This window comes from Sphaerisporangium siamense, from assembly GCF_014205275.1.
Lineage (GTDB): Bacteria > Actinomycetota > Actinomycetes > Streptosporangiales > Streptosporangiaceae > Sphaerisporangium > Sphaerisporangium siamense.
In genome coordinates this window covers 6,867,915-6,890,141 of the sequence record NZ_JACHND010000001.1, presented here as the reverse complement: position 1 = coordinate 6,890,141, position 22,227 = coordinate 6,867,915, and the positions used below count along the sequence as shown (strand labels likewise).

At 72.0% G+C, this 22,227-nt stretch carries 19 protein-coding genes; 13 read left to right on the top strand and 6 right to left on the bottom strand.

Annotated elements, in window-relative coordinates:
* The 11 genes from murD (at position 1) to BJ982_RS31395 (ending at position 11,871) form a co-directional block, all read left to right on the top strand.
* Positions 1 to 1,353, top strand: coding sequence for a UDP-N-acetylmuramoyl-L-alanine--D-glutamate ligase (gene murD, locus BJ982_RS31445; RefSeq protein WP_184886055.1), 1,353 nt, complete (start codon positions 1 to 3; stop codon positions 1,351 to 1,353).
* Positions 1,350 to 2,702, top strand: coding sequence for a putative lipid II flippase FtsW (gene ftsW / locus BJ982_RS31440; RefSeq protein ID WP_239123645.1), 1,353 nt, complete (start codon positions 1,350 to 1,352; stop codon positions 2,700 to 2,702). Before murD ends, ftsW begins: the two co-directional genes overlap by 4 nt.
* Complete coding sequence (gene murG / locus BJ982_RS31435) at positions 2,699 to 3,790, top strand: undecaprenyldiphospho-muramoylpentapeptide beta-N-acetylglucosaminyltransferase (protein WP_184886053.1); 1,092 nt, start codon at positions 2,699 to 2,701, stop codon at positions 3,788 to 3,790. The genes ftsW and murG overlap by 4 nt, the downstream gene beginning before the upstream one ends.
* Complete coding sequence (gene murC / locus BJ982_RS31430; protein WP_184886051.1) at positions 3,787 to 5,196, top strand: UDP-N-acetylmuramate--L-alanine ligase; 1,410 nt, start codon at positions 3,787 to 3,789, stop codon at positions 5,194 to 5,196. Before murG ends, murC begins: the two co-directional genes overlap by 4 nt.
* Positions 5,193 to 5,864 (top strand): cell division protein FtsQ/DivIB, encoded by a 672-nt coding sequence (locus tag BJ982_RS31425; protein ID WP_239123650.1) that lies wholly within the window; start codon positions 5,193 to 5,195, stop codon positions 5,862 to 5,864. Before murC ends, BJ982_RS31425 begins: the two co-directional genes overlap by 4 nt.
* 235 nt (positions 5,865 to 6,099) lie before the next feature.
* Positions 6,100 to 7,575, top strand: a complete 1,476-nt coding sequence (gene ftsZ, locus BJ982_RS31420) for a cell division protein FtsZ (protein WP_184886049.1) — start codon at positions 6,100 to 6,102, stop codon at positions 7,573 to 7,575.
* A 129-nt stretch (positions 7,576 to 7,704) separates the two neighbouring features.
* Positions 7,705 to 8,415 carry a YggS family pyridoxal phosphate-dependent enzyme gene (locus BJ982_RS31415; RefSeq protein ID WP_184886047.1) on the top strand — a complete coding sequence of 237 codons (711 nt, stop codon included), beginning with the start codon at positions 7,705 to 7,707 and terminating at the stop codon, positions 8,413 to 8,415.
* A 101-nt stretch (positions 8,416 to 8,516) separates the two neighbouring features.
* Positions 8,517 to 9,026: a cell division protein SepF gene (locus BJ982_RS31410; protein WP_184616392.1), complete on the top strand. Its 510-nt coding sequence runs from the start codon at positions 8,517 to 8,519 to the stop codon at positions 9,024 to 9,026.
* Positions 9,027 to 9,135: 109 nt separating this feature from the next.
* On the top strand, positions 9,136 to 9,420 hold the full coding sequence (locus BJ982_RS31405; RefSeq protein ID WP_184886045.1) for a YggT family protein: 285 nt from the start codon (positions 9,136 to 9,138) through the stop codon (positions 9,418 to 9,420).
* 48 nt (positions 9,421 to 9,468) lie between these two features.
* Positions 9,469 to 10,338 carry a DivIVA domain-containing protein gene (locus BJ982_RS31400; protein ID WP_184614304.1) on the top strand — a complete coding sequence of 290 codons (870 nt, stop codon included), beginning with the start codon at positions 9,469 to 9,471 and terminating at the stop codon, positions 10,336 to 10,338.
* Between the two features lie 42 nt (positions 10,339 to 10,380).
* The gene (locus tag BJ982_RS31395; protein WP_184886043.1) at positions 10,381 to 11,871 is read left to right on the top strand and encodes a hypothetical protein; all 1,491 of its coding nucleotides are present in this window, start codon (positions 10,381 to 10,383) and stop codon (positions 11,869 to 11,871) included.
* A 112-nt stretch (positions 11,872 to 11,983) separates the two neighbouring features.
* Here BJ982_RS31395 and BJ982_RS31390 read toward each other — a convergent pair whose 3' ends face one another.
* Positions 11,984 to 13,198 (bottom strand): acyl-CoA dehydrogenase family protein, encoded by a 1,215-nt coding sequence (locus tag BJ982_RS31390; RefSeq protein ID WP_184886041.1) that lies wholly within the window; start codon positions 13,196 to 13,198, stop codon positions 11,984 to 11,986.
* A 345-nt stretch (positions 13,199 to 13,543) separates the two neighbouring features.
* Here BJ982_RS31390 and BJ982_RS31385 point away from each other — a divergent pair, with 345 nt between their 5' ends.
* Positions 13,544 to 13,957 carry a PPOX class F420-dependent oxidoreductase gene (locus tag BJ982_RS31385; RefSeq protein WP_184886039.1) on the top strand — a complete coding sequence of 138 codons (414 nt, stop codon included), beginning with the start codon at positions 13,544 to 13,546 and terminating at the stop codon, positions 13,955 to 13,957.
* Between the two features lie 111 nt (positions 13,958 to 14,068).
* On the opposite strand, the gene pntB is transcribed toward BJ982_RS31385, so the two are convergent.
* The 4 genes from pntB to BJ982_RS31365 all read right to left on the bottom strand — a co-directional run bounded on the left by pntB (position 14,069) and on the right by BJ982_RS31365 (position 19,459).
* Positions 14,069 to 15,490 (bottom strand): Re/Si-specific NAD(P)(+) transhydrogenase subunit beta, encoded by a 1,422-nt coding sequence (gene pntB, locus BJ982_RS31380; RefSeq protein ID WP_184886037.1) that lies wholly within the window; start codon positions 15,488 to 15,490, stop codon positions 14,069 to 14,071.
* Positions 15,491 to 15,494: 4 nt separating this feature from the next.
* Entirely contained in the window at positions 15,495 to 17,030 is a 1,536-nt protein-coding gene (locus BJ982_RS31375) for a Re/Si-specific NAD(P)(+) transhydrogenase subunit alpha (RefSeq protein WP_239123654.1), read from the bottom strand.
* Between the two features lie 160 nt (positions 17,031 to 17,190).
* Positions 17,191 to 18,258 (bottom strand): glycoside hydrolase family 43 protein, encoded by a 1,068-nt coding sequence (locus BJ982_RS31370; protein ID WP_184886035.1) that lies wholly within the window; start codon positions 18,256 to 18,258, stop codon positions 17,191 to 17,193.
* 94 nt (positions 18,259 to 18,352) lie between these two features.
* On the bottom strand, positions 18,353 to 19,459 hold the full coding sequence (locus BJ982_RS31365) for a hypothetical protein (protein WP_184886033.1): 1,107 nt from the start codon (positions 19,457 to 19,459) through the stop codon (positions 18,353 to 18,355).
* Positions 19,460 to 19,753: 294 nt separating this feature from the next.
* Between BJ982_RS31365 and BJ982_RS31360 the strand changes: the two genes are divergently transcribed.
* Positions 19,754 to 20,140 carry a DUF6355 family natural product biosynthesis protein gene (locus BJ982_RS31360; protein WP_184886031.1) on the top strand — a complete coding sequence of 129 codons (387 nt, stop codon included), beginning with the start codon at positions 19,754 to 19,756 and terminating at the stop codon, positions 20,138 to 20,140.
* A 179-nt stretch (positions 20,141 to 20,319) separates the two neighbouring features.
* Here the strand turns inward: BJ982_RS31360 and BJ982_RS31355 are convergent, their stop codons facing one another.
* Complete coding sequence (locus tag BJ982_RS31355; RefSeq protein WP_203959416.1) at positions 20,320 to 21,951, bottom strand: alpha/beta fold hydrolase; 1,632 nt, start codon at positions 21,949 to 21,951, stop codon at positions 20,320 to 20,322.
* Positions 21,952 to 22,227: the final 276 nt, after the last annotated feature.

Sequence of the window (22,227 nt, the reverse complement as noted above, 5' to 3'; positions counted from 1 at the left end):
ATGTACACAGTGGCCGGGCTCGGCGTGTCGGGGATCGCGGCGGCGCTGAGCCTCGCCCGGGACGGGCACCAGGTCGTGGTCGTCGAGGGCGTGGACGGCGAGCGGCAGCGGGCCGCGGCGGCCGGGCTGGCGGACGCCGGGGTCGAGGTCCGCTTCGGCGGAGGCCTGCCCGAGGGCACCTCGGTGGTGGTGACCTCGCCGGGGTGGCGTCCCACCCACCCCCTCCTGGTGGAGGCCGCCGAGAACGGCGTCGAGGTGATCGGCGAGGTCGAGCTGGCCTGGCGCCGGCGGCCCCCGGGGGCGGCCCCCTGGCTCGCCCTGACCGGCACCAACGGCAAGACCACGGCCGTGCGCATGCTGACCGCGATGCTCCGCGCCGCCGGGCACGACGCCGTGGCCGTGGGCAACGTCGGCACCCCCGTCATCCAGGCCGTCGCCGAGCCGCACGACGTGCTCGCCGTCGAGCTGTCGAGCTTCCAGCTCCACTGGTCCTCCACCCTGGCCCCGGCCGCCGCCGCCGTGCTCAACGTCGCCGAGGACCACCTGGACTGGCACGGCTCCATGGAGGAGTACGCCCGCGCCAAGGGCCGCGTCTTCGAGCGCGCCGGCGTGGTCGTCCACAACGCCGACGATCCCGTCTCCGCCCGCCTGGCGGCCCCGTACGCGGGCGCGGTCGGCTTCACGCTGGAGGTGCCCGCTCCCGGGCGGCTCGGCGTCGTGGAGGACCTTCTGGTGGACCGCGCCTTCACCGGCGACCCCTCCCGGGCCGAGGAACTGGCCACGCTGGAGGACGTCCGCCCGTTCGCGCCGCACAACGTCGCCAACGCCCTGGCCGCCGCCGCGCTGGCCCGCGCCTACGGCGTGCCGCCCGAGGCCGTGCGCACGGGCCTGCGGGCCCACGTCCCCGACCCGCACCGCATCGCCCACGTCGCGCGCCTCGCCGGGGTGGACTACGTGGACGACTCCAAGGCCACCAACCCCCACGCCGCCGCCGCGTCCCTGGCCGCCTACCCCTCGGTCGTGTGGGTCGCGGGCGGGCTGCTGAAGGGCGCGGAGGTCGACGACCTCGTCCGCCGCGCGGCGGGACGGCTGCGCGGGGCGGTGCTCCTCGGCGCGGACCGGGCGCGAATTCGCCAGGCTCTGGCGCGACACGCGCCGAATGTTCCGGTCGCCGAGGTCGAAGGGCAAGACACTGGGGTGATGGATCGTGTCGTCACCGAAGCCGCCCGGCTGGCCGCCCCCGGAGACACCGTGCTGCTGGCGCCCGCCGGGGCCTCCATGGACATCTTCGCCGACTACGGCGCCCGCGGGGAGGAGTTCGCGCGGGCCGTGCGCCGCCTGGCGGCCCCGTGACCGCCGAGGCGGGGCAGGCCACCGGGTCCACGGCCCCCGCCGAGAGCACGGTGGCGGCCGGCGCGCGCCGCGCCCACGCGGGCGGCAGGCTCGCGGCGCTCGGCGAGCTGCTGAACCGCCCGCTCACCTCCTACTACCTGGTGCTCGGGTGCAGCCTGCTGCTGCTGGCGCTCGGCCTGATGATGGTGCTGTCGGCGTCCAGCATCGAGGCGCTGCAGAAGACCGGCAACCCGTTCTACTGGTTCCTCAAGCAGTCGCTGTCGGTCGGCCTGGGCCTGCCCGCGATGTGGATCTGCTCGCGACTGCCGCAGCGCTTCTTCCGCCTCGCCGGGTACCCGCTGATGATCCTCTCGATCATCGGCCTCATCATGGTGATCTTCATCGGCGAGACCGAGCTCGGCGCGCAGCGGTGGATCTACATCGGCGGGCTGACCATCCAGCCGTCGGAGCCCGCCAAGCTCGGCCTGATGCTGTGGGGCGCCGACCTGCTCGCGCGCAAGGCCAAGAACGGGCGCATCGAGTGGCGGCAGCTCCTGCTCCCGCTCCTGCCCGGCACCGTGATCCTCGCCGTCCTGGTCCTGCTCGGGAGCGACCTCGGCACCACGCTGGTCCTCATGCTGATCTTCCTGGCGCTGCTGTGGGTGGTCGGCGCGCCGCTCAAGCTGTTCGGCGTCATCCTCTCCGTCGCCGCCCTGGCCACCGTCATCATGATCAGCGTCGAGGGCTACCGCTCCGACCGCATCACCGGCTGGCTGGACGTCTGGGGCAACGCCCAGGGGTCGGGCTACCAGGCCGCGCAGGGCCAGATCGCGATGGGCTCGGGAGGCTGGTTCGGCCTCGGCCTCGGCAGCAGCCGCCAGAAATGGAGCTGGGTGCCGCACGCCGAGAGCGACTTCATCTTCTCCATCATCGGCGAGGAGCTCGGCCTGATGGGCACCCTCGTCGTGGTCGCCCTGTTCGGCCTGCTCGGGTACGCGGGCCTGCGGGTGGCCTCCCGCGTCAAGGACCCGTTCATCCGCCTGGCGTCCTCCGCGGCGGTCGCCTGGATCGCCGGGCAGGCCATCGTGAACATCGGCGCGGTGATCGGCGCGTTGCCCATCACGGGCATTCCGCTGCCGCTGGTGTCGTACGGTGGTTCGGCACTGTTGCCCACGCTCGCGGCGCTTGGCATGTTGTTGTCATTCGCCAAACGGGAGCCGGGCGCGGCCGACGCACTGGCCGCTCGCGGCCCCGGCCCCCTGGCGCGGGCTCTAAGCTGGCTTGGTTTGGGTCGTCCATCGGCGAAGGGGCGCCGTCCGGGGCGTCTCAGGGCCGACATCGAGGCACGTGGAGTGAAAGGACCGACATGAGGGTGGTCCTCGCAGGCGGCGGCACGGCCGGCCACATCGAACCCGCTCTGGCGCTCGCCGACGCGCTGCGCAGGTATGACCCCTCCATCGGGGTCACCTGCCTCGGCACCGAGCGCGGGCTGGAGTCGAGGCTGGTGCCCGCGCGGGGGTACGAGCTGGCGCTGGTGCCCGCGGTCCCGCTGCCGCGCGCCATCACGCCGCAGCTTCTGACGGTGCCGGGCCGCCTGGCGGGCGCGATCAACACCGCCGCCGGCATCCTGGACCGGTTGCGGGCCGACGTGATGGTCGGCTTCGGCGGGTACGTCGCCACGCCCGCCTACCTGGGCGCGCGGCGGCGCGGCGTGCCGATCGTGGTGCACGAGGCCAACCCGCGGCCCGGCCTGGCCAACCGGCTCGGCGCACGGCTCACCGAGCACGTCTTCACCGGCCACCCCGACGCGGTCCTGCCGCGCGCGCAGTACGTCGGCATCCCGCTGCGCCGCGAGATCGCCATGCTGGACCGTCTGTCCATGGGCGACAAGGCGCGGTCCTACTTCGGGCTGGAGAGCGACCGGCCGACGCTGCTGGTGTTCGGCGGCTCCCAGGGCGCCCGCGCGATCAACGAGGCGGCCCTCGCCGCCGCGCCCGCGCTGCGCCAGGCCGGCGTCCAGGTCGTCCACGTGGTGGGCCCCAAGAACGAGATCATCCAGGAGCCGCCGCCCGGCGACCCGCAGTACGTCGTGCTGCCCTACATCGACCGCATGGACCTGGCGTACGCGGCGGCGGACTTCGTGCTGTGCCGCAGCGGCGCGCTCACCTGCGCCGAGCTCACCGCCGTGGGCCTGCCCGCGGCCTTCGTGCCGCTGCCGCACGGCAATGGCGAGCAGAGCCTCAACGCGGCGCCGATCGTCCAGGCCGGGGGAGGCATCATGGTCGACAACGCCGACCTCACCACCGAGTGGATCCTCCGCAACGTGCTGCCCATCCTGCGCGACCCCGAGCGGGTCGTCGCCATGTCGGCCGCCGCCGGTCGCATGGGCCGCAAGGACGCCGACGAGGTGCTCGCGAGCAAGGTGCTCGGCGTGGTGGCCGCGGGAGGCCGGCGATGAGCCTGGTCAAGCCGGTCGCCCCGGTCGCCGCCGACGAGCTCGGCCGGGTGCACTTCATCGGCATCGGCGGCGCGGGCATGTCGGGCATCGCGCGCATCCTGCTCAAGCGAGGCGTGAAGGTCTCCGGCAGCGACGCGCGCGGCTCTGCCATGGTCAACGAGCTGCGCGAGCTCGGCGCCCTGGTCCACGTCGGCCACGCCGCGTCCCATATCAAGAACGTCGACACCGTGGTGGTGTCCACCGCCATCCGCGACTCCAACCCCGAGCTCGGCGAGGCCCTGCGCCAGGGGCTGCGCGTGATCCCCAGGGCCGCCGCGCTGGCCGCGGTCATGGTCGGCCGCAGCGGCATCGCCGTCGCCGGCACGCACGGCAAGACCACCACCTCCTCCATGCTCACGGTCGCCCTGCAGAAGTGCGGCCGCGACCCGTCCTACTGCGTGGGCGGCCAGCTCGTGACCACCGGCCTCGGCGCCGACGAGGGCGCGGGCGAGGTGTTCGTGGCCGAGGCCGACGAGAGCGACGGCTCGTTCCTCATGCTCGCCCCCGAGATCGCGGTGGTGACCAACGTCGAGCCCGACCACCTGGACAACTACGGCGACCCGCAGGCGGTGTACGACGGGTTCGCCCGCTTCGCCGAGAGGGTCGGCTCCACCCTGATCATCTGCGCCGACGATCCCGGGGCCGCGGCCCTGGCCGCGCCCGCGCGGGCCCGGGGCCTGCGGGTCCGCACCTACGGCGAGTCCGAGGGCGCCGACCTGCGCGTGACGGGCATCGCGCCCGACGGCTTCGGCGTCGCGTTCCGCGTCGAGGGCAAGGGCGAGGTCAGGCTCTCGGTCCCCGGCCGGCACAACGCCCTGAACGCCTTGTCGGCGCTCGCCGTGGCCGAGGAGCTCGGCGTGCCCTTCGACGAGTTCCGTGAGGGCCTCGCGGCGTTCACCGGCGCCAAGCGGCGCTTCGAGGCCAAGGGGGAGGGCGCCGGGGTGGCCGTCTTCGACAGCTACGCCCACCACCCCACCGAGCTGGCCGCCGACCTGCGCGCCGCCCGCGACGTCGTGGCGTCCTTCTCCGGGCCCTCCGGGCGGGTCATCGCGGTGTTCCAGCCGCACCTGTACTCGCGCACGCGCTTCTTCGCCGACGAGTTCGGGGCCGCGCTGGGGCTGGCCGACGAGGCGATCGTCCTGGACGTCTACGGCGCCCGCGAGGACCCCGAGCCCGGCGTGTCCGGCGCGCTGGTGGCCGGCAAGGTGCCGCTGCCGGCCGAGCGGGTCGCCTACGCGCCCGACCGCGGCGCGGTGCCCGGCCTGGTCGCCGGCCGGGCCAGGCCGGGGGACATCGTGCTCACCATGGGCGCGGGCGACGTCACCGAGCTCGGGCCGCTCATCGTCGCAGAGCTCGCCGCGCGGTGAGCCGCCGGGCCCGGCGCACGGTCCTGGCCGCCCTGCTGACCTGCGGGGTGGTGGGGGCCGCCGCGTGGCTCGTGTTCTTCTCGCCGGTCCTCGGCGTGCGCCACGTCGCGGTGTCCGGCAACGCCATGGTCACCGACGAGGAGGTCAGGCGGGCCGCCGCGGTCCGCGAGCTGACGCCGATGGCCACCGTGGACCTGGAGGCCGTGCGGCGCGCGGTCGCGGGGATGCGCCGCGTGGAGTCGGCGGCCGTGGAGCGCGCCTGGCCGGACACCCTCAAGATCCGTGTGGCCGAGCGCAGGCCCGTCGCGGTCGTCTCCTGGGGCGGCGCGACGGCGGTCGTCGACCGGCACGCCGTGGTGATCGAGACCAAGGGCTCGGCGCCGTTCGGCCTGCCCACGCTCCAGGTGCCCCGCTTCGCCGTGGGCGACCCGGCCACCATGGCGGCGCTCAAGGTCGCCGGCGGGCTTCCCGGCGACCTGACCCGCATGATCAGGACCGTGAGCGCGACATCCGCCGCCGATGTCTCGCTCCGGCTCGGCGACGGCCGTACGATCATGTGGGGAGGGGCCGAGCGCACGCGCGACAAGGCGCGCATCGTGCTCACGCTGCTGGAACGCCCCGCCCAGCGGTACGACGTCAGCTCTCCGGACGTCGTGACGATCAAGTGACTTGTCCCACAGCCCGGCGGGAGGCCGCAGGAGCGAAAGGGACAGGCGGCAACACGCCGGGCGCGCTTGCGGCGCGGTGAGTTGACCCTGGGGGACGGGCAACCCTACTGTCCGTATCATTCCTCAGGTTGACATAACTCTAAATCTCAACTTGAGGGTGAGAGTTAAACAAGAAGGTCCGGCACCGTTTCGGGCTTCACGTAATGCAAGTAAACGAGCGGAAAGGCCCCTCGTCGTGGCAGCACCGCAGAACTACCTCGCGGTCATCAAGGTCGTCGGCATCGGCGGCGGCGGAGTGAACGCCGTGAACCGGATGATCGAGGAGGGACTCAAGGGCGTCGAGTTCATCGCCATCAACACCGACGCCCAGGCGCTGCTGATGAGTGACGCCGACGTCAAGCTGGACGTCGGGCGCGAGCTCACGCGGGGCCTCGGCGCGGGGGCCAACCCCGAGGTCGGACGCAAGGCCGCCGAGGACCACCGCGAAGAGATCGAAGAGGTCCTCAAGGGCGCCGACATGGTCTTCGTCACGGCCGGTGAGGGCGGCGGCACCGGCACCGGCGGCGCGCCCGTGGTGGCGAACATCGCCCGCTCGCTCGGCGCGCTCACCATCGGCGTCGTCACCCGGCCCTTCAGCTTCGAGGGCCGCCGCAGGGCCATGCAGGCCGAGGCCGGCATAGAGACCCTGCGCGACGAGGTCGACACGCTGATCGTCATCCCCAATGACCGCCTGCTGTCGATCTCCGACCGCCAGGTCAGCGTGCTGGACGCCTTCAAGGCGGCCGACCAGGTCCTGCTGTCCGGTGTCCAGGGCATCACCGACCTGATCACCACGCCCGGCCTGATCAACCTCGACTTCGCGGACGTCAAGTCGGTCATGTCCGGCGCCGGGTCGGCCCTCATGGGCATCGGCCACGCCCGCGGCGACGACCGCTCGGTGGCCGCGGCCGAGATGGCCGTCTCCAGCCCGCTGCTGGAGGCCAGCATCGACGGCGCCCACGGCGTGCTGCTGTCCATCGCCGGCGGCTCCGACCTCGGACTCTTCGAGATCAACGAAGCGGCCCAGCTCGTGTCCAACGCCGCGGCCTTGGACGCCAACATCATCTTCGGCACGGTGATCGACGACGCCCTCGGCGACGAGGTCCGGGTCACGGTGATCGCCGCCGGGTTCGACGAGCCCGGTGCGGAGAACCAGGCGGCCGCCCAGCCGGTGACGCGCCCGCAGGCGGCCGCGAGGCCCGCCCCGCAGACCCCGCCGCCGGCCGCGCCGCCGGCCCGCGCCGCCGCGCCGGCCCCGCAGCCGGCCCCACAGCCGGCCAGGGCCGAGCCGCCGCGCGCCGAGCGGCCCGCCCCGGTCCGCCCGCTGCCGGCCCCGCACGCCGCCCCGGCGAGCACGGCCCCGGCACACCCGGCTCCGGCGCACCCGGCCCCGCATCCGGCGCCGCAGGCGGCCCCGGTCGCGCCCGCGCCCGAGCCCGTCCCGGCCCCCGAGCCCGCCCCGGCTCCGGCCGCCGCCGGGCCCGCCTCCTTCGCGCGCGAGGCCGCCGAGGCGGTCCCGCACGCCGAGCCGCAGGGCCCGGTGTCGATCCCGAGGCCGGCGCCCGAGCCGCCCACCCCCATCACCTCCCGCGTCTCCGAGCCCGCCCGGCGCCGTCCGGTGGTCTTCGAGGAGCAGGAGGAGGAACTGGACGTCCCCGACTTCCTGAAGTGAGCCCCGGCGCGCGCACCCCTCGCGGGGGCGCGCGCCGCGCGGGCGGGGGCGGCGCGGCCGGGGTCCGGCGCGGCCCGTACGCTGATGCCCGGCCACCCGTACCGACCACCGAAGTGACGCGACCCCCACGTGAACGACACCCACACGACGCGACGTGACGAGATCGCCGCGGGCCTCGCCGAGGTCGAGCGCCGCATCGCGGACGCCTGCGAGGCCGCGGGCCGCGCGCGCGGCGAGGTCACGCTCGTGGCGATCACCAAGACCTACCCCGCCTCCGACGTGCGCATCCTCGCCGGCCTCGGCGTCCGCGACATCGGTGAGAACCGCGACCAGGAGGCGGAGCCCAAGGCGGGCGACTGCGCGGACCTCCCGCTGACCTGGCACTTCGTCGGCCAGTTGCAGACCAACAAGGCCAGGTCCGTCGTCTCCTACGCCGATGTGATCCACTCGGTGGACCGGGAGCGCCTGGTCGGCGCGCTGTCCCGCGAGGCCGTCCGGGCCGGGCGCCGCCTCACCTGCCTGGTGCAGGTCGCCCTCGGCGACGAGCCCGGCAGGGGAGGGGTCGGCCCCGCGGGGCTCGCGCCGCTGGCGGACGCCATCGCCGGCGCGGAGGGGCTGGTCCTCGGCGGCGTCATGGCCGTGGCGCCGCTCGGCGCCGACCCCGCCCCGGCGTTCGCGCGGCTGCGCGAGCTGTCCGCCGCCCTGCGGGCGGACCACCCGTCCGCGACGGTCGTATCGGCCGGAATGAGCGGAGATCTGGCCGAGGCCATCGCCTACGGAGCGACACACGTGCGTGTCGGTACGGCGTTGCTCGGTCGCCGGAAGCCCTTCGTCAGGTAATGTCCCCCCGAGTGGACCTTGATGTCCATGTATCCGAGGTCGATGGCGGTGCCTTAGGTTGCCCTGGGTACGGCGACCCTGAGCAGGAGGACGACGTAGCGATGGCCGGCGCGATGCGCAAGATGGCGGTCTACCTCGGTCTCGTGGAGGACGACCGCTACCCGGATTATGGCACTTACGCCGAGGACGAGGACTACCCCGACGAGTACGTCGATCGGCGGCGCGGCGACGAGCGTGGGCTTGGAACGCCCCAAGACGGCCCGGAGGAGACCGAGACCCCCGTCCCGGCACCCCGGGCGGGGGCGGCGGTGGCCGAGCGCCGTACGACCGATCTGGCGCGGATCACCACGCTTCACCCCCGCACGTACAACGAGGCGCGTACCATCGGGGAGCACTTCCGTGAGGGCACGCCCGTCATCATGAACTTGACCGAAATGGTTGACAGTGACGCGAAGCGGCTAGTCGATTTCGCGGCAGGTCTGGTTTTTGGCCTACATGGAAGCATTGAACGTGTTACGAACAAGGTGTTCCTGTTGTCCCCAGCCAATGTCGAGGTGACCGCCGAGGACAAGGCCCGAATCGCGGAACGCGGGTTCTTCAATCAGAGCTAGAGTTCCACCATGAACAGTTCACGGCCGGACACGGCCGGCACGACCAGCTTGGCCCGCAGGGCCCACCCCGACCGAGGCCGGCAGCGCGAAACGGAGGCAGGACGCGACCGTGGGGGTTCTTAAAGAGATCGTGGTCGCGATCCTGGCGATCTATCTCGTGCTCTTGATCGGCAGAATGATCTTCGAGACGGTGCAGGCGTTCGCCCGTTCATGGCACCCGCGTGGTGTCGTCCTGGTGCTCGCCGAGGCCACGTACACCGTGACCGACCCGCCTCTCAAGTTCCTTCGCCGTTTCATTCCGCCCCTCCGGTTGGGTACGGTGGCCTTTGACCTAAGCTTCACAGTGCTGTTCATTGTGGTCTTGGTCATGATCCAGATCGTGTCCGCGCTTTGATCGGGTACCGTCCTCCGGACAGACTCCGAGCGCGCCAAGGAGACCGAAATGCCGCTGACGCCCGCTGATGTGCGGAACAAGCAGTTCAGTACCACCCGGCTGAGGCCGGGGTACGACGAGGAAGAGGTCGACGCCTTCCTCGACGAAGTGGAAGCCGAGCTCGACCGCCTCATCCAGGAGAACGAGGAGCTTCGGGCGAAGCTGACCGAGTGCCTGCGGGGCAAGGTCCCCGGAGGCATGGGCATGAGCATGGCGCCCGCCCCCGTGGCCGAGCCCAAGCCCGAGATGATGATGCCCCAGCCGGAGCCCATGAAGGCCCCCGAGCCGATCAGGCCCGAGCCGGTCCCCGTCGGCATGGGAATGCCCCCCGCCGAGGACAACATGGACACCGCGGCCCGCGTGCTCGCCCTCGCGCAGCAGACCGCGGACCAGGCCATCGCCGACGCCCGCCGCGAGGCGGACGAGACCGTCACCCGCGCCCGCCGCGAGGCCGACGAGATCCTCGGCAAGGCCCGCCGCCAGGCCGAGCAGATCATCGGCGACGCCCGCGCCCGCGCCGAGACGCTGGAGCGCGACGCCCAGGAGCGCCACCGCCAGGCCATGGGCTCGCTGGTCCAGACCCGCGACGAGCTGGAGCGCAAGGTCGACGAGCTGCGCAGCTTCGAGCGCGAGTACCGCAGCAGGCTCAAGCTCTACCTCGAGAACCAGCTCGCCGAGCTGAACGTCTCCGCCGAGGGCAGCGGCGCCTTCCCCGTCGTCGGCGCACAGATGGGCGGCGCCCCCGCCATGTCCCACGCCGGCGCCCCCGGTGGCCAGCCCCAGATCCCCGGCCCCCAGAACAACCCGTTCGGTCCCGAGCCCGCACAGCACTCCGGCGCCTTCCAGGGAGTCGACGGCCCTCACAACGATCGCCGTTAAAGTAACGGGTCGGCTCTCTCCGGCCCGTGACTGGGAGTATCTGTGATCTACCTCAGCGCCATTCTGGTCGTGCTCGCCTTCGGCCTCCTGGTCGCGGGTGTTGTGACCGGAACAGCGGTCCTGGTCATGTGGTCGATCGTGGTCAGCGTGCTGTCCGCGGTCTTCCTGATGATCGGCGCCCTGCTGCGACGCCATGAGCTCTTCCCCTCCGGCGGCGTGCCGGCGGCCATGCCGCCCATGCCCCCGGCCGGAGCCGGCGTCGCCGATGGCCTGATGGCCCGACCCGGGGCGGTGGCCTCCTCAGCGGCCCCGCCGCGAGGGCCCGCCTCCCCCGTGGCCCGTCCCACGGCCACACCCCAGATGGCGCATCCCACGGCCACCCTGGCCGCGCCGCCCGCGTTTCCCGCGACCGCGCCGGTCGCGGGGGCGAGTGGCAGGCTCGCTCCCGACGCGATCGTCTTCGTCGTCCCCGGGCGCAAGCGGTTCCACCTGGCCGGGTGCCGCCAGCTCTCCGGCCGCCAGACCGAGGAGCTCACCTACGAGGAGGCCCGCGAGGAGGGCTTCTCCGCCTGCACGAGCTGCCTGCCCGACGGCGCCCAGCCCGTCAACGCCCCCCTGAAGGCCGAGCCGGTCGTCACCCTGGACACGCCCCAGTGGACCTCCTCCGTGGAGGCGCCGCCGCGGTCGTCCGCCACCCCCTCCGTGGAGACGTCCCGGCGCCCCGCCACCCCTTCGCTGGAGGGCCCGCGCCCGTCCCTGGAGGCCCCGCGCTCGCCCGCCGCGGACCCCATCGTCATCCCTCCGGCCGCGGACCCGATCGTCATTCCCCCCGCGGACGCCCCCAAGGCCGCCGTCCCCCCGCCCGCCGACCGCCCCGCCCCTTCGCGCGGGGAGCCCTCCGGCGGGTACCGCTCCGAGGACACCCGCCCCGTCCGTCCGCCTGCCGTCCCCCCGCGCCCGGCCGCGTCCACCCCCGCCGAGGCCACCCCCGCCGCGTCCACCCCCTCCAAGCCGGCGCCCCCGCCGTCCAAGCCCGCGGACCGGCCGTTGATCTCCTTCTCGGCGCCGGTGGTCCCCGAGGCGTCCAGTCCCTTCAACGCGTTCAAGCGCCCGGACCCCACAGGCGAGGACGACGACCCGATCGTCGTCGTGGCCGCGCGACCGGCCGAGGGAAAGAAGACCGGCGACAAGAGCGACGCCGACCGCGCGGACGGCGCCCCGGAGGCGAAGGCCGCGCAGGACGCCAAGCCGGCTCAGGACCCGAGAACCGGTCAGGCCCCGAAGGCCGGTGAGGACCGGACGGCCGGATCCTCCCGTGAGGACGCCCGGCCGGGCCCCGCCAAGGGACCGGGGAGTGGAAAGGGCCCGGCGAAGGGCGCGGGAACCGTGAAGGTCATCCCCGGCACCCGCCGCTACCACAGCTCGGCGTGCCCGCTGATCCAGGGGTCGGACCCCGACACCCTCGAATCGATGACGGAGTCCGAGGCCGAGTCCAGGGGCCTCACCCACTGCTCGGTCTGCGACTCCGCCTGAACGTCTCCGCGTAGGGCGCCGTCAGGACGATCCCACGGCTTTCTCCGCCGCTACCGGCGGTCCGGCCAAGGGCGGGGAATCGCGTCTCCTCGGCCCGTGGTCGCCGTCCGTGTCACGTCCTGAGCCCGAGCGGGAAAGGCGCCTGAGGGGTTCCGCCGAGCAGGTGAGCTCCCGCCGACTGCACGATCTGCTCCTGCGCGAGGATGTGCTGGCACATGGTGTGCGCGTCGCGAAGCCAGCGGTCCAGGGGAGAGGTCCGGTAGATGGAGGCCGTTCCGACGAGGTCGGCGAGGCGGGAGACGACCGACCGGGCCGTCCTGAAGGCGTTGACCCGCGCCAGCGCGGTGGACACCTGCTGGTCGGGGGTCGGCTCGATGTCGGCTTCCAGCCGCTGCCACAGGTCGTTCAGGGTGCCGTAGACCGCGTAGCGCGCCGCGGTGATCTCCATCTCCGCCTGGCCGATGACGGTCTGCACGCGGTAACTGTCCGGCCACGGCGTGCCCGTCGCCCTGTCGGCACGGCCGGAGGCCAGCGCACGCACGTGATCCAGGGCCGCGCGCGCGACTCCGAGCGGCACGCCCGGCGCGTCGCTCAGGAAGGCGTCGGGCGCGGCCAGGGGACCCGACCTGCGTGAACTCATGAAGTCGAAGGATCGCTCCTCCGGCACGAACAGGTCGGTGACCTGGTAGTCCATGCTGCCGCTGCCGGCCAGTCCGGTGGTGTGCCAGGTGTCCACCTGCTGGAACTCGCCGGCGCGCGCCAGCATCAGGCGCCAGTTCGTCGGCGCGCCGCCGGGCCCCGGCTCCCGCGCGCCGTCGCGGTACACGGCGCAGCCTCCGACGACCCAGTCGGCGTGCGTGACGCCGCTGCCGAAGGGCCAGCGGCCGGTGACCCGGTACCCGCCCGGCACCCGGTCGGCGCGGCCCACCGGGAAGATCAGACCGGCGGTGATCGCGTCGGGGTCGGCGAGCATCTCGTCGACGACGGCCTGGTCCAGGTAGCCCGCGTAGATCCAGGTGTCCATGCCGATCATGGCGCACCAGCCCGCCGACGCGTCCCCGTAGGAGAGGGCCTCGATGACTTCGCACTGCTGGGCGAAGGTGAGCTCCGGCCCGCCCCACTCCTTGGGCATGCCGACGCGGAAGACACCCGTGGCGCGCAGCAGCTCGACGACATCCTGGGGAAGGCGCCTGCCGCGCTCGATCTCCTCGGAGCGTTCGCGCAGCAGAGGAGCCGCGGCCTGCGCGCGCGCCAGGATCTCCTCGGGCGAGACGTGGTCCTGCTCGCGACCCGCCATGGGGCGCAGCGTCCTCTGCGGCACGGTCATGTGCGGCCTCCTGTGGTCGTGCTTCGCCTCTGTCCGGTCGCGACGACGACTGCCGGCGTCCGGTCGTGATGCAGGGCGGCCGGCGCCCTGTGAAGCGGGACGGTGCGACAGCTTGGCCGCTTTCGCAGCGGGTCCCACAGGTGGGACGGTGCTCTGTCACCGTTTGTTGGTATGCGCACGCACTTTGGCACATCCTCGCACCCGGCCCGCGTGGTTGCGAGACCTGCGCTCGGCAGCGAAACGCGGCTGCCGCGTCTTCGGGCACCTGCTCGCGGCGACCGCTGCGGGCCCCTCTAGGGTGGGACATCTCATCGCACGTCCCGCTATCGAGGAAGGCTTCCCTTCATGTCCACCGCGCCCCTGCCCGACTACCTCCTCGCGGCTCTCGCCCGCCCGAATCCCTGTGTCATCAGCACCGTGCGCCCGGACGGCGCGCCGGTCTCCGTGGCCACCTGGTACTTGTGGCAGGACGGAAAGGTGCTGGTCAACATGGACGCCGGTCGTAAGCGTCTCGACCATCTGCGCGCCGATCCCCGGGTCTCGCTGACGGTGCTGGACTCCGACAGCTGGTACCGCCACATCAGCTTGCAGGGTCGTGTGGTGTCGATGGAGGACGACCCGAACATGGAGGACATCGACCGGTTGTCCGTCCACTACACCGGCGAGCCGTACCCGAACCGCGAACGGCCCCGGATCACCGGCTGGATCGAGATCGACACCTGGCACTCCTGGGGCTGGCCCGAGGCCGACCAGGACTAGCTCCCCCGAGCGGTGGCGCGCGGGCTCCCGGGGCCGGCGAGGCGTCCCGGGAGCGGCGCGGAACCTGCGAGGGCGTCGGCACGACAACCGCGTGCGGCCGTGCCACTAAGGTCAGAGAACGCGGAGGATGTCCTCCACCCGGGCCTTCGCGTCGCCGAAGAGCATCGCGCTGTTCTCCCGGAAGAACAGAGGATTCTGCACGCCGGCGTAGCCGGAGGCCATCGAGCGCTTGAACACGATCACGTTGTCGGCCTCCCACACCTTGAGGACGGGCATGCCGGCGATGGGGCTGCCCGGGTCGTCCATGGCCGCGGGATTGACCGTGTCGTTGGCCCCGATGACCAGGACGACCGAGGTGTCCGCGAAATCGTCGTTGATCTCGTCCATCTCCAGGACGATGTCGTAGGGCACCCTGGCCTCGGCGAGCAGCACGTTCATGTGTCCGGGGAGGCGTCCTGCCACGGGATGGATGCCGAAGCGGACGTTGACGCCCTTCTCCCGCAGCTTGCGGGTGAGCTCGGCGACGCCGTGCTGCGCCTGGGCGACCGCCATGCCGTACCCGGGGGTGATGACGACGGAGTCGGCGGTCGCGAGCAACTTCGCGACCTCCTCGGCCGTGACCTCGCGGTGCTTGCCGTACTGGGCGTCCTCGGCGGGCGCGGCGGCCTCGATGCCGAAACCACCGCTGATCACGGAGATGAAGGACCGGTTCATCGCCTTGCACATGATGTAGGACAGATAGGCGCCCGAGGAGCCGACGAGTGCGCCGGTGACGATGAGCAGATCGTTTTCGAGCAGGAACCCCGAGGCGGCCGCGGCCCAGCCGGAGTAGCTGTTGAGCATCGACACGACCACCGGCATGTCGCCCCCGCCGATGGAGGCGACCAGGTGCCACCCCAGAAGCAGGGCGACCGCTGTGACGACGATCAGCGGCCAGAGTCGCGGCTGGATCACGAACCATGCCGTGAGCACGACGAACGCGGCGAGCGCACCGAGGTTGAGGATGTTCTTGCCCGGCAGCATCAGCGGGTTGGACTTGATCCGGGCGGACAGCTTCAGGTAGGCCACGATCGAGCCGGTGAAGGTCACCGCGCCGATGAACACGCCGATGAAGACCTCGGCGCTGTGGATGCCGAGCATGTTCTGGGTGAGCAGCAGGCCGGCCTCGGCGCCGCCCGGGTCGGCCTCCACGTGGAGGTACCCGTTCCAGCCGACGAGCACGGCGGCGAGACCCACCAGACTGTGCAGCAGCGCGATCAGCTCGGGCATGCTGGTCATCTCGACCCTGCTCGCCCGGTGCAGCCCGATCGCGGCGCCGATGATCACCGCCACGATCAGCAGGGCGAGGCCGGGGCCGCCGATGTCGTGATTCACCGCGAGCGCGGTGGTCGCCGCCAGCGCCAGAGCCATGCCGGTGATGCCGAAGGTGTTACCCGCCTTGGCGGTCTCGTGCTTGGACAGACCGGCCAGCGCCAGGATGAAGAGCAGGGCGGCGACGATGTACGCCGCCTGCGCCACCGTTTCGATGGTCACCGGATCAACTCCTGGAGAACATGGCGAGCATGCGGCGGGTCACCGCGAAGCCGCCGAAGACGTTGATGCTGGCGACCAGGATCGCCACGAACGCCAACGCGGTCACGACGTTGCCGCCGTGCCCGAGTTGCAGCAGGGCGCCGACGACGATGATCCCCGAGATCGCGTTGGTCACCGACATCAGCGGTGTGTGCAGAGCGTGGTGCACGTGCCCGATCACGTAGTAGCCGATGACGATCGCCAGTGCGAAGATCGTGAGATGCCCCCGCAGGGCGGCCGGCGCCAGCGCCGTGACCGCGAACAGCGCGGCCGACCCGACCAGCGCCCACCGCCATCGCCCGAAGGCCCGTCGTTTCTCCTGCGGTTCGGGTGGGGCGGTCGAAGGAGCGGCGGAGGGCTTCGTCGCCGCGGGCGTCGCGGACACCGGCACCGGCGGGGGCGGCCAGGTCAGCTCGCCGTCGCGTACGACGGTGATCGAGCGTTGCACGACGTCCTCGAAATCGAGCACGCACCGGCCGTCCCGGTCCGGTGTCATCAGCTTCATCAGGTTCACCAGGTTGGTGCCGTGCATCTGCGACGCCTGCGCCGGCAGACGCCCCACCAGGTCGGTGTAGCCGATGATCGTCACTCCGTTGCCGGTGACCACCGCCTCACCCGGGACGGTGCCCTCGACGTTTCCCCCGTTGGCCGCGGCCATGTCGACGATCACGCTGCCCGGTCTCATGCTCGCCACCATCTCGGCGGTGATCAGGCGCGGCGCCGGCTTGCCGGGGATGAGGGCCGTGGTGATGATGATGTCGACGTCCGTGGCCTGCTGGGCGTACAGTCGCGCGGCGCGCTGGTTGTAGTCGTCCGACATCTCCTTGGCGTAGCCGGTCGCGGACACCTCCACGTCCGCCGTCTCGATGGCCAGGTACTCGCCGCCCAGCGACCTGACCTGATCGGCCACCTCCGGCCGCGGGTCCGTCGCCCGCACGATCGCGCCCAGGTTGCCGGCGGTACCGATCGCCGCCAGGCCCGCGACGCCCGCCCCGGCGACGAGCACCTTGGCCGGCGGGACCTTGCCCGCCGCGGTCACCTGGCCGGTGAAGAACCGGCCGAACACGTGCGCGGCCTCCACGACCGCGCGGTAGCCGGCGATGTTGGCCATCGATGACAGGACGTCCAGCGATTGCGCCCGCGAGATCCGCGGTACGGCGTCCATCGCCAGCGCCGTGATCGGCCGCCGGGAAAGGTCCTCGACCATATTAGGGTCAAGGCGCGGATTCAGCATGCTGATCAACATGGCGCCTCTGGACAGTTGGTCCAGTCGCTCGACCGGCGGCGGATTTATGGTGAACACGATGTCGGCCGCCAGCGCGTCTCCGATGACGGCGCCGGCCTTCACGTACGCGTCGTCGGAGAACGATGCGGCCAGACCGGCACCCTGCTCCACCACCACCTCGTAGCCCAGTTTGACCAGTTCCACAACGCTCGCGGGCGTCGCCGCCACGCGAGCCTCGCCCGGGGGCGACTCCCTGAGCACACCAATGATCAACACTGACCTCCACTATTCGGCTCTGCGAAGCGGGTCGAGATCGTCAAGCTGAACAAAGTGTGCCAAATCCGCAAGAATACGACTACTAGATCAAATCCACTCCGCGTGAATTGTGATCGATGGAACCATCGGCTGATCGCACGGTCCCGTGCCGAAAACCGCCTTACCGGAGGACCGGTTTGCCGTTCACCCAGCCCAGCTCTGCCGTGTACATCCAGCGCACCTTGCCCGCCCAGCCGTGGAAGAAGATGCGCTCACCGAGCACGTCGGCGCCGCCCGGGCCCTGAACCGCTCCGCCGAGGCCGCCGGTCGTCATCAGCGGCTGCCCCGCCTTGGCGAACGGACCCGCGAGCGTGGCGGACGTGGCGTAGCCGGTGAAGTAGCGGTCGCCGGTGTAGGAGCCACCCGCGTAGAAGAGCACGTACCGGTCGGGGCGTCCCACCAGGACGGGCGCCTCGATCACGCCCTGCTCGTCGGGACGGTCGTTGCGGATCAATTCCCGGCGCGGGCCGGCGAAGGTCACGCCGTCGGCGCGCACCTCCTGCAGCCAGATGATCGAAGGGGCGTGAGGGGTCAGCGCGTTCCCGTCGTTCTTGTAGAGCAGGTACCGCTTCCCGTCGGCGTCGACGAAGCTCGCCGGGTCGATGTCGCCGCCCTCGCGAGCGTCGCAGACGAGCGGGCCGTCGCCCAGCGGCCGGAACGGGCCGAGCGGGCCGGGGGAGAGGGCGGCGCCGACGCACATCCGCCCGGCCGCGGCGCTGGGCGCGGTGAAGTACATGAGATACCGCCCGTCCGCGCGCCGGGACACGTCGGGCGCCCAGAATCCTCCCTCACCCGCCCAGGAGGGCTTGCCGGGCAGGGCGTCCCCGCGCATCGTCCACGGCCCGGTGGCCGACGGCGCGCTCGCGACGGGAACCGTCCCCGCCGAGCCGCTGGTGGAGTAGGCGTACAAGGTGGACCCGGCGCGGACCACGTCGGGGTCCGGGAAGTCGGCGGTGATCGCGGCCACGGGTCGCACCGTCGCCACGGCCGGCACCGGGGCGACCGGTGCGGTGGCCTTGGCCGGAAGGAAAGCGCTGGGCGGGATGTGTGCGGCGGGAAGGGAGGCTGCGGGCGCGGTGGCCTCGGCGGGAACGGAGCCGGCGCGCACGGCGGCCTCGGCGGGAACGACGGGCAAGGTGGCCGCGGTCAGGGCGGCGGCGAGCAGCATGGGGTGGCGAGACGATCGCATCGCTCTCTCCTCTGGGTACGCGTGGGTGACGGGTGTGAGGGGCCGGCGCCACGGGCGTACGGGCGGGTGACGGGGACGTCGCTCCGCGGGGTGATCAGCCGATATGTCGGCCTGAGGGGGGATAGTCGAAGGTCCGGGTGCCGTGGAAGGTCTCGCGGGTGATGTGGTAGCCGTGGGCGGCCTCGCTGCGAGCGTTGCCGACGTCGAGGGTGTCGGCGGTCGACCAGGCTCCGTTGATCTTCTGCTGGGCGAGGTAGAAGAACTCGTTGAAGTCCCAGACGGAGGACACGAACGTGTTGGTCAGGGTGAGCGAACTTCGGCCTTCGGTCAGCGCCGGCGGGATGTCGACGCTCTGGTCCAGCCACCCGTAGGTGCCGCCGCGCAAGGGCTTCCATTCACCGGCCCGGACGCCGTCCACGCTGATGGCGGCACGCTGCCAGGGCACGTTGGCGTCCAGGCGGCGGATCAGCCGCACGCCGCCGTTCGCCGGATCGATCTTGATCGTGAACCGGCTCGACCCACCGGGCCCGAACGCCCGCCCGTCGTCGGTGACGCCGTGCAGCGCCTTCCACACGACGGCCCCCGCGACAAGGATCACCATCGCGGCGACCACACACAGCACCGCCACGAGCCTCCGGCGTAGCGAACCGCGAACGCGGGCGGGCCGCGCCCGCGCCGGTTTCGCCGGGGCCGGTTCGGTCGGATGCGCTCTTGCGCGGGTGGGGTCGGTCGGAGGCGGTCCCGTGCGGGCTGCTTCGGCCTGGGGCGGCTCCGTTCGGACCGGTTCGGTAGGGGCCTGTTCCGACGTAGACGTGGCGGACTCGATGCCTCCGCTGAGGTTGAACGTCCGGTTCGTTCCATAGGCGGCGGGCAGGTGGGCGATCCGGACCCGTTCCCAGGCCCGTTCCCAGGCGGGTAGCCGCTCCTCGGGCACGCGGCACGCGCGCAGGAACGCCACCATCACCGCCTTCTTGGGGAAGCGCCGCCCCGCGAGCATGTCCGAGCAGGTGGCCCGGGGCAGCCGGGTGCCGCCCGCCCTGTCCGCCCTGGTCTGCAGCTCCCGCAGCGACACGTCGGCGCGCGCGAACTCCTCGGCCAGAAGCCTCACCAGCTCCTCGTGACGGGTCACCTGGCCGACCGCGGCGTCGTACGCCTCACCGGCCGTCCGGTGCGCCCTGCCGCCACCCGGCTCCGTGCTCATCGCTTCTCAGGCCCGTCCTCTTCCGAACCGGGCCGTCCGGCCCACCCCGCCGCTCGTCGTGTCCGACAGTGTACAAACGATTACCCTCCGCTGTCCGGCCGTGGGCGCAGGGTGGATCGATTCCGGACGAGTCCGTCCGAGGCTCTGTTGGACACCTGGACGGCCCGGCTTGGCTGACGTTCGAGCGTGGTGACCGGCCGAGACGCGAGCGGCGCACCACGACGACGAAGGGCCGGCGGACGGTCACCCCGGACGAGACCGCCCCGGCGCGAACGCCACGAGAGGAGATCCCACATGAGCAAGACCAGCAAGGCTCGGCACATGGGCAGGACGAACACGGCACGCCACACGAGCGGGACGGACAAGTCGCGCCACGCCGGCAGGACCGGCACGGCGCGATGGGCCGCGCTGACCCTGGCCCTTTCCATCGCGACCGGCCTGCCCGCCGCCGGCGCCGCGGCCACCGCGGCGGCCGGCGACGTCGCCGCCGGCAGGGCCGCCTGCGGCCTGTACCGCGACGAGGACGCCGCCCAGTACCGGAACTGCTCGGGCGCCGCCGAGAAGATCTACGTCACCTACATCTGGAGCTCCAACCAGACGTACTGCGTCCCCGCAGGCGCCGTGAAGCACCTCGGCCGCTGGAACAACGTCTTCCGGGTGTACAACCAGGGCGGCTGCTAGCCCGACCACCCCGGCGACGGCCCACCGGTGGCGACGAGTGGCGTCCCGCGACGCCGGCGATCAGTACGCATTTAGTTGATCTACAAAGTCAAGGGCTCCGGACTTGTCCGGAGCCCTTCTCTACGGCGGGACGCCGACTGTCGATGGCGGGATTCCGGGTGTGTGGACGATACGAGAGGTCAGCGGTCAGACGGGAGCAGGTCCGAGAGGGGCGGCCATGGTGCGGGTCGGCCGTCGGACAGGCCGCTCGCGGCCTTGGGAGGTACCGGGGGTATGGCGGGGCAGCGGGTGCCGGGGGCGGGCGGGCGTACCGAGATCAGGTAGCGGTCGATCGCGGTCGTGGTGCACTCACTGCGGCCATAGACGCCGTGGCCCCAGCCCTCGTAGGTGAGCAGGCGTGCCTCCTTGCCGATCTGGGCGGCGGAGTTCAGTGCCCAGAGGTAGCCGGTGGCCGGGTCGTGCAGGGCGTTGGCGAGCAGCAGGGGCGGCGTGCCCTTCACGCGCAGGCGGTGCTGGGGGTTCGGGATCGGGTCCGGCGCGGACAGGCATATGCCGGTGAGCGTCAGGCTGGTCGGGACGATCCCCATGTCCGGCGCGACGGCTTGGGCGCGACGGAGGTGCTTGGCGTACTCCTTGTAGTCGCGGATCGGCCAGCGGAAGTCCGCGCAGAAGATCAGGTTGGGGTAGCTGACTGCCGGATCCTCGGCCGCCGCCTGGCGCGCATCCGTGTCCGTCTTAGGATCGTTGGTCGCCGCCTGGAACGGGTTCGTCTGTGTGCCGGTCGCCGCGCGCGTGAGGGTGGCCGTCGAGGCGGGTGGACGCGAGCCCGCATCGAGGGCGGCGAGCAGGGTGGCGAGTTCGTACCACGTGGGCCCGTAGCCCGCTCGGAAGGCGCTGCGGATCACGTCCATCCTGGTGAGCGGCCTGCTCGGGGAGCTCGGGTTGCGGATCTCACCGCGGTCGGCGCGTTCCAGCAGGCTGGTCCAGAGCGCGCGTACGTCCTTGCCGTGCAGCGCGCAGCGGGTCTCGGTGCCGCACCACTTCACGAACTCGTCGAAGGAGTCCTGGACGTTCGCGGCCCAGGAGGCGAGGTAGGGGCCGGTGCTCAGGCTGTGGTCCTCATTGCTGTCCAGGACGAGGGCGCGGATCCGCCGGGGGAACAGCTCGGCGTACATCTGGCCGATCAGCGTGCCGTAGGAGAGGCCGTAGTAGGTGATCTTCTGCTCGCCGAGCGCGGCGCGGATCGCGTCCATGTCCCGGGCCACGCTGACGCTGTCGACGTGGTCGAACACCGGTCCGGTCCGGGCGCGGCAGTCGGCGCGGAACCGCGTGCTGTAGTCGAGCCAGGAGTCGAACTCCGCCTGGTTCTTGATGAGCGGGTCGGGGAACTGGGTCAGGATCGGTAACGAGCACTTGACGGGGCTGCTGCCCTCCACGCCGCGGGGGTCGAAGCCCACGACGTCGAACCGGCGTTGCACCTCGGGGCTGAAGGTGTTCCCGAACTGCGTGTAGGTGACCCCGGAGACGCCGGGTCCGCCGAGGTTGAACAGCAGCGTGCCGATCCTGGCCGCGGGGTCGGTGGCCTTGAGCCTGGCCACGGCCAGCTTGAACGTCGGCCCGCCGGGGTCCTCCCAGTCCACCGGCACGGTGAGCGTGCCGCACTCGGCGGCGGGGTTGCGCGGGCACGGCGTCCAGGCGATCTCACCGGACGCGGCGGCGGGCGCCGTGGGTGTGGCCCGCGCGGGTGCGAGCGGGGATAACGCGACGGTGGCCGCCAGGACGGCCGTGAGTGACAGAAGAGTTCTACGCACGCGATCTCCAATCACGGGGCGCATGTCGAAGTCTTCGACGCCCGCGATTGTCCGCCGATCGATATTCCCTGACCATAGTGAAATTACATAGAAAAGATATCCTTCGCATAACCGGCTGGAACCTGGTTCCGGTCCGGCGTCACGGCCACCGCGTGTGAGGCTTCGGCGATCGTAGGTGGAGATCGTCGGCCTGTGCCGCGTCCGATGAAGGAGCGCGGTGTGATGGCCGGCATTCCCCTGGCCCGCGAGGGAGGCCAGGGAGGGCGCCGGAACGGT

Bases quoted from the DNA above. Each gene is read 5' to 3' on its own strand.
- BJ982_RS31370 (WP_184886035.1), bottom strand. From the start codon at position 18,258: ATGCGATCGTCTCGCCACCCCATGCTGCTCGCCGCCGCCCTGACCGCG.
- murG (WP_184886053.1), top strand. From the start codon at position 2,699: ATGAGGGTGGTCCTCGCAGGCGGCGGCACGGCCGGCCACATCGAACCC.
- BJ982_RS31390 (WP_184886041.1), bottom strand. From the start codon at position 13,198: ATGACCGTGCCGCAGAGGACGCTGCGCCCCATGGCGGGTCGCGAGCAG.
- BJ982_RS31385 (WP_184886039.1), top strand. From the start codon at position 13,544: ATGTCCACCGCGCCCCTGCCCGACTACCTCCTCGCGGCTCTCGCCCGC.
- BJ982_RS31360 (WP_184886031.1), top strand. From the start codon at position 19,754: ATGAGCAAGACCAGCAAGGCTCGGCACATGGGCAGGACGAACACGGCA.
- BJ982_RS31365 (WP_184886033.1), bottom strand. From the start codon at position 19,459: ATGAGCACGGAGCCGGGTGGCGGCAGGGCGCACCGGACGGCCGGTGAG.
- murC (WP_184886051.1), top strand. From the start codon at position 3,787: ATGAGCCTGGTCAAGCCGGTCGCCCCGGTCGCCGCCGACGAGCTCGGC.
- BJ982_RS31410 (WP_184616392.1), top strand. From the start codon at position 8,517: ATGGCCGGCGCGATGCGCAAGATGGCGGTCTACCTCGGTCTCGTGGAG.
- murD (WP_184886055.1), top strand. From the start codon at position 1: ATGTACACAGTGGCCGGGCTCGGCGTGTCGGGGATCGCGGCGGCGCTG.
- BJ982_RS31400 (WP_184614304.1), top strand. From the start codon at position 9,469: ATGCCGCTGACGCCCGCTGATGTGCGGAACAAGCAGTTCAGTACCACC.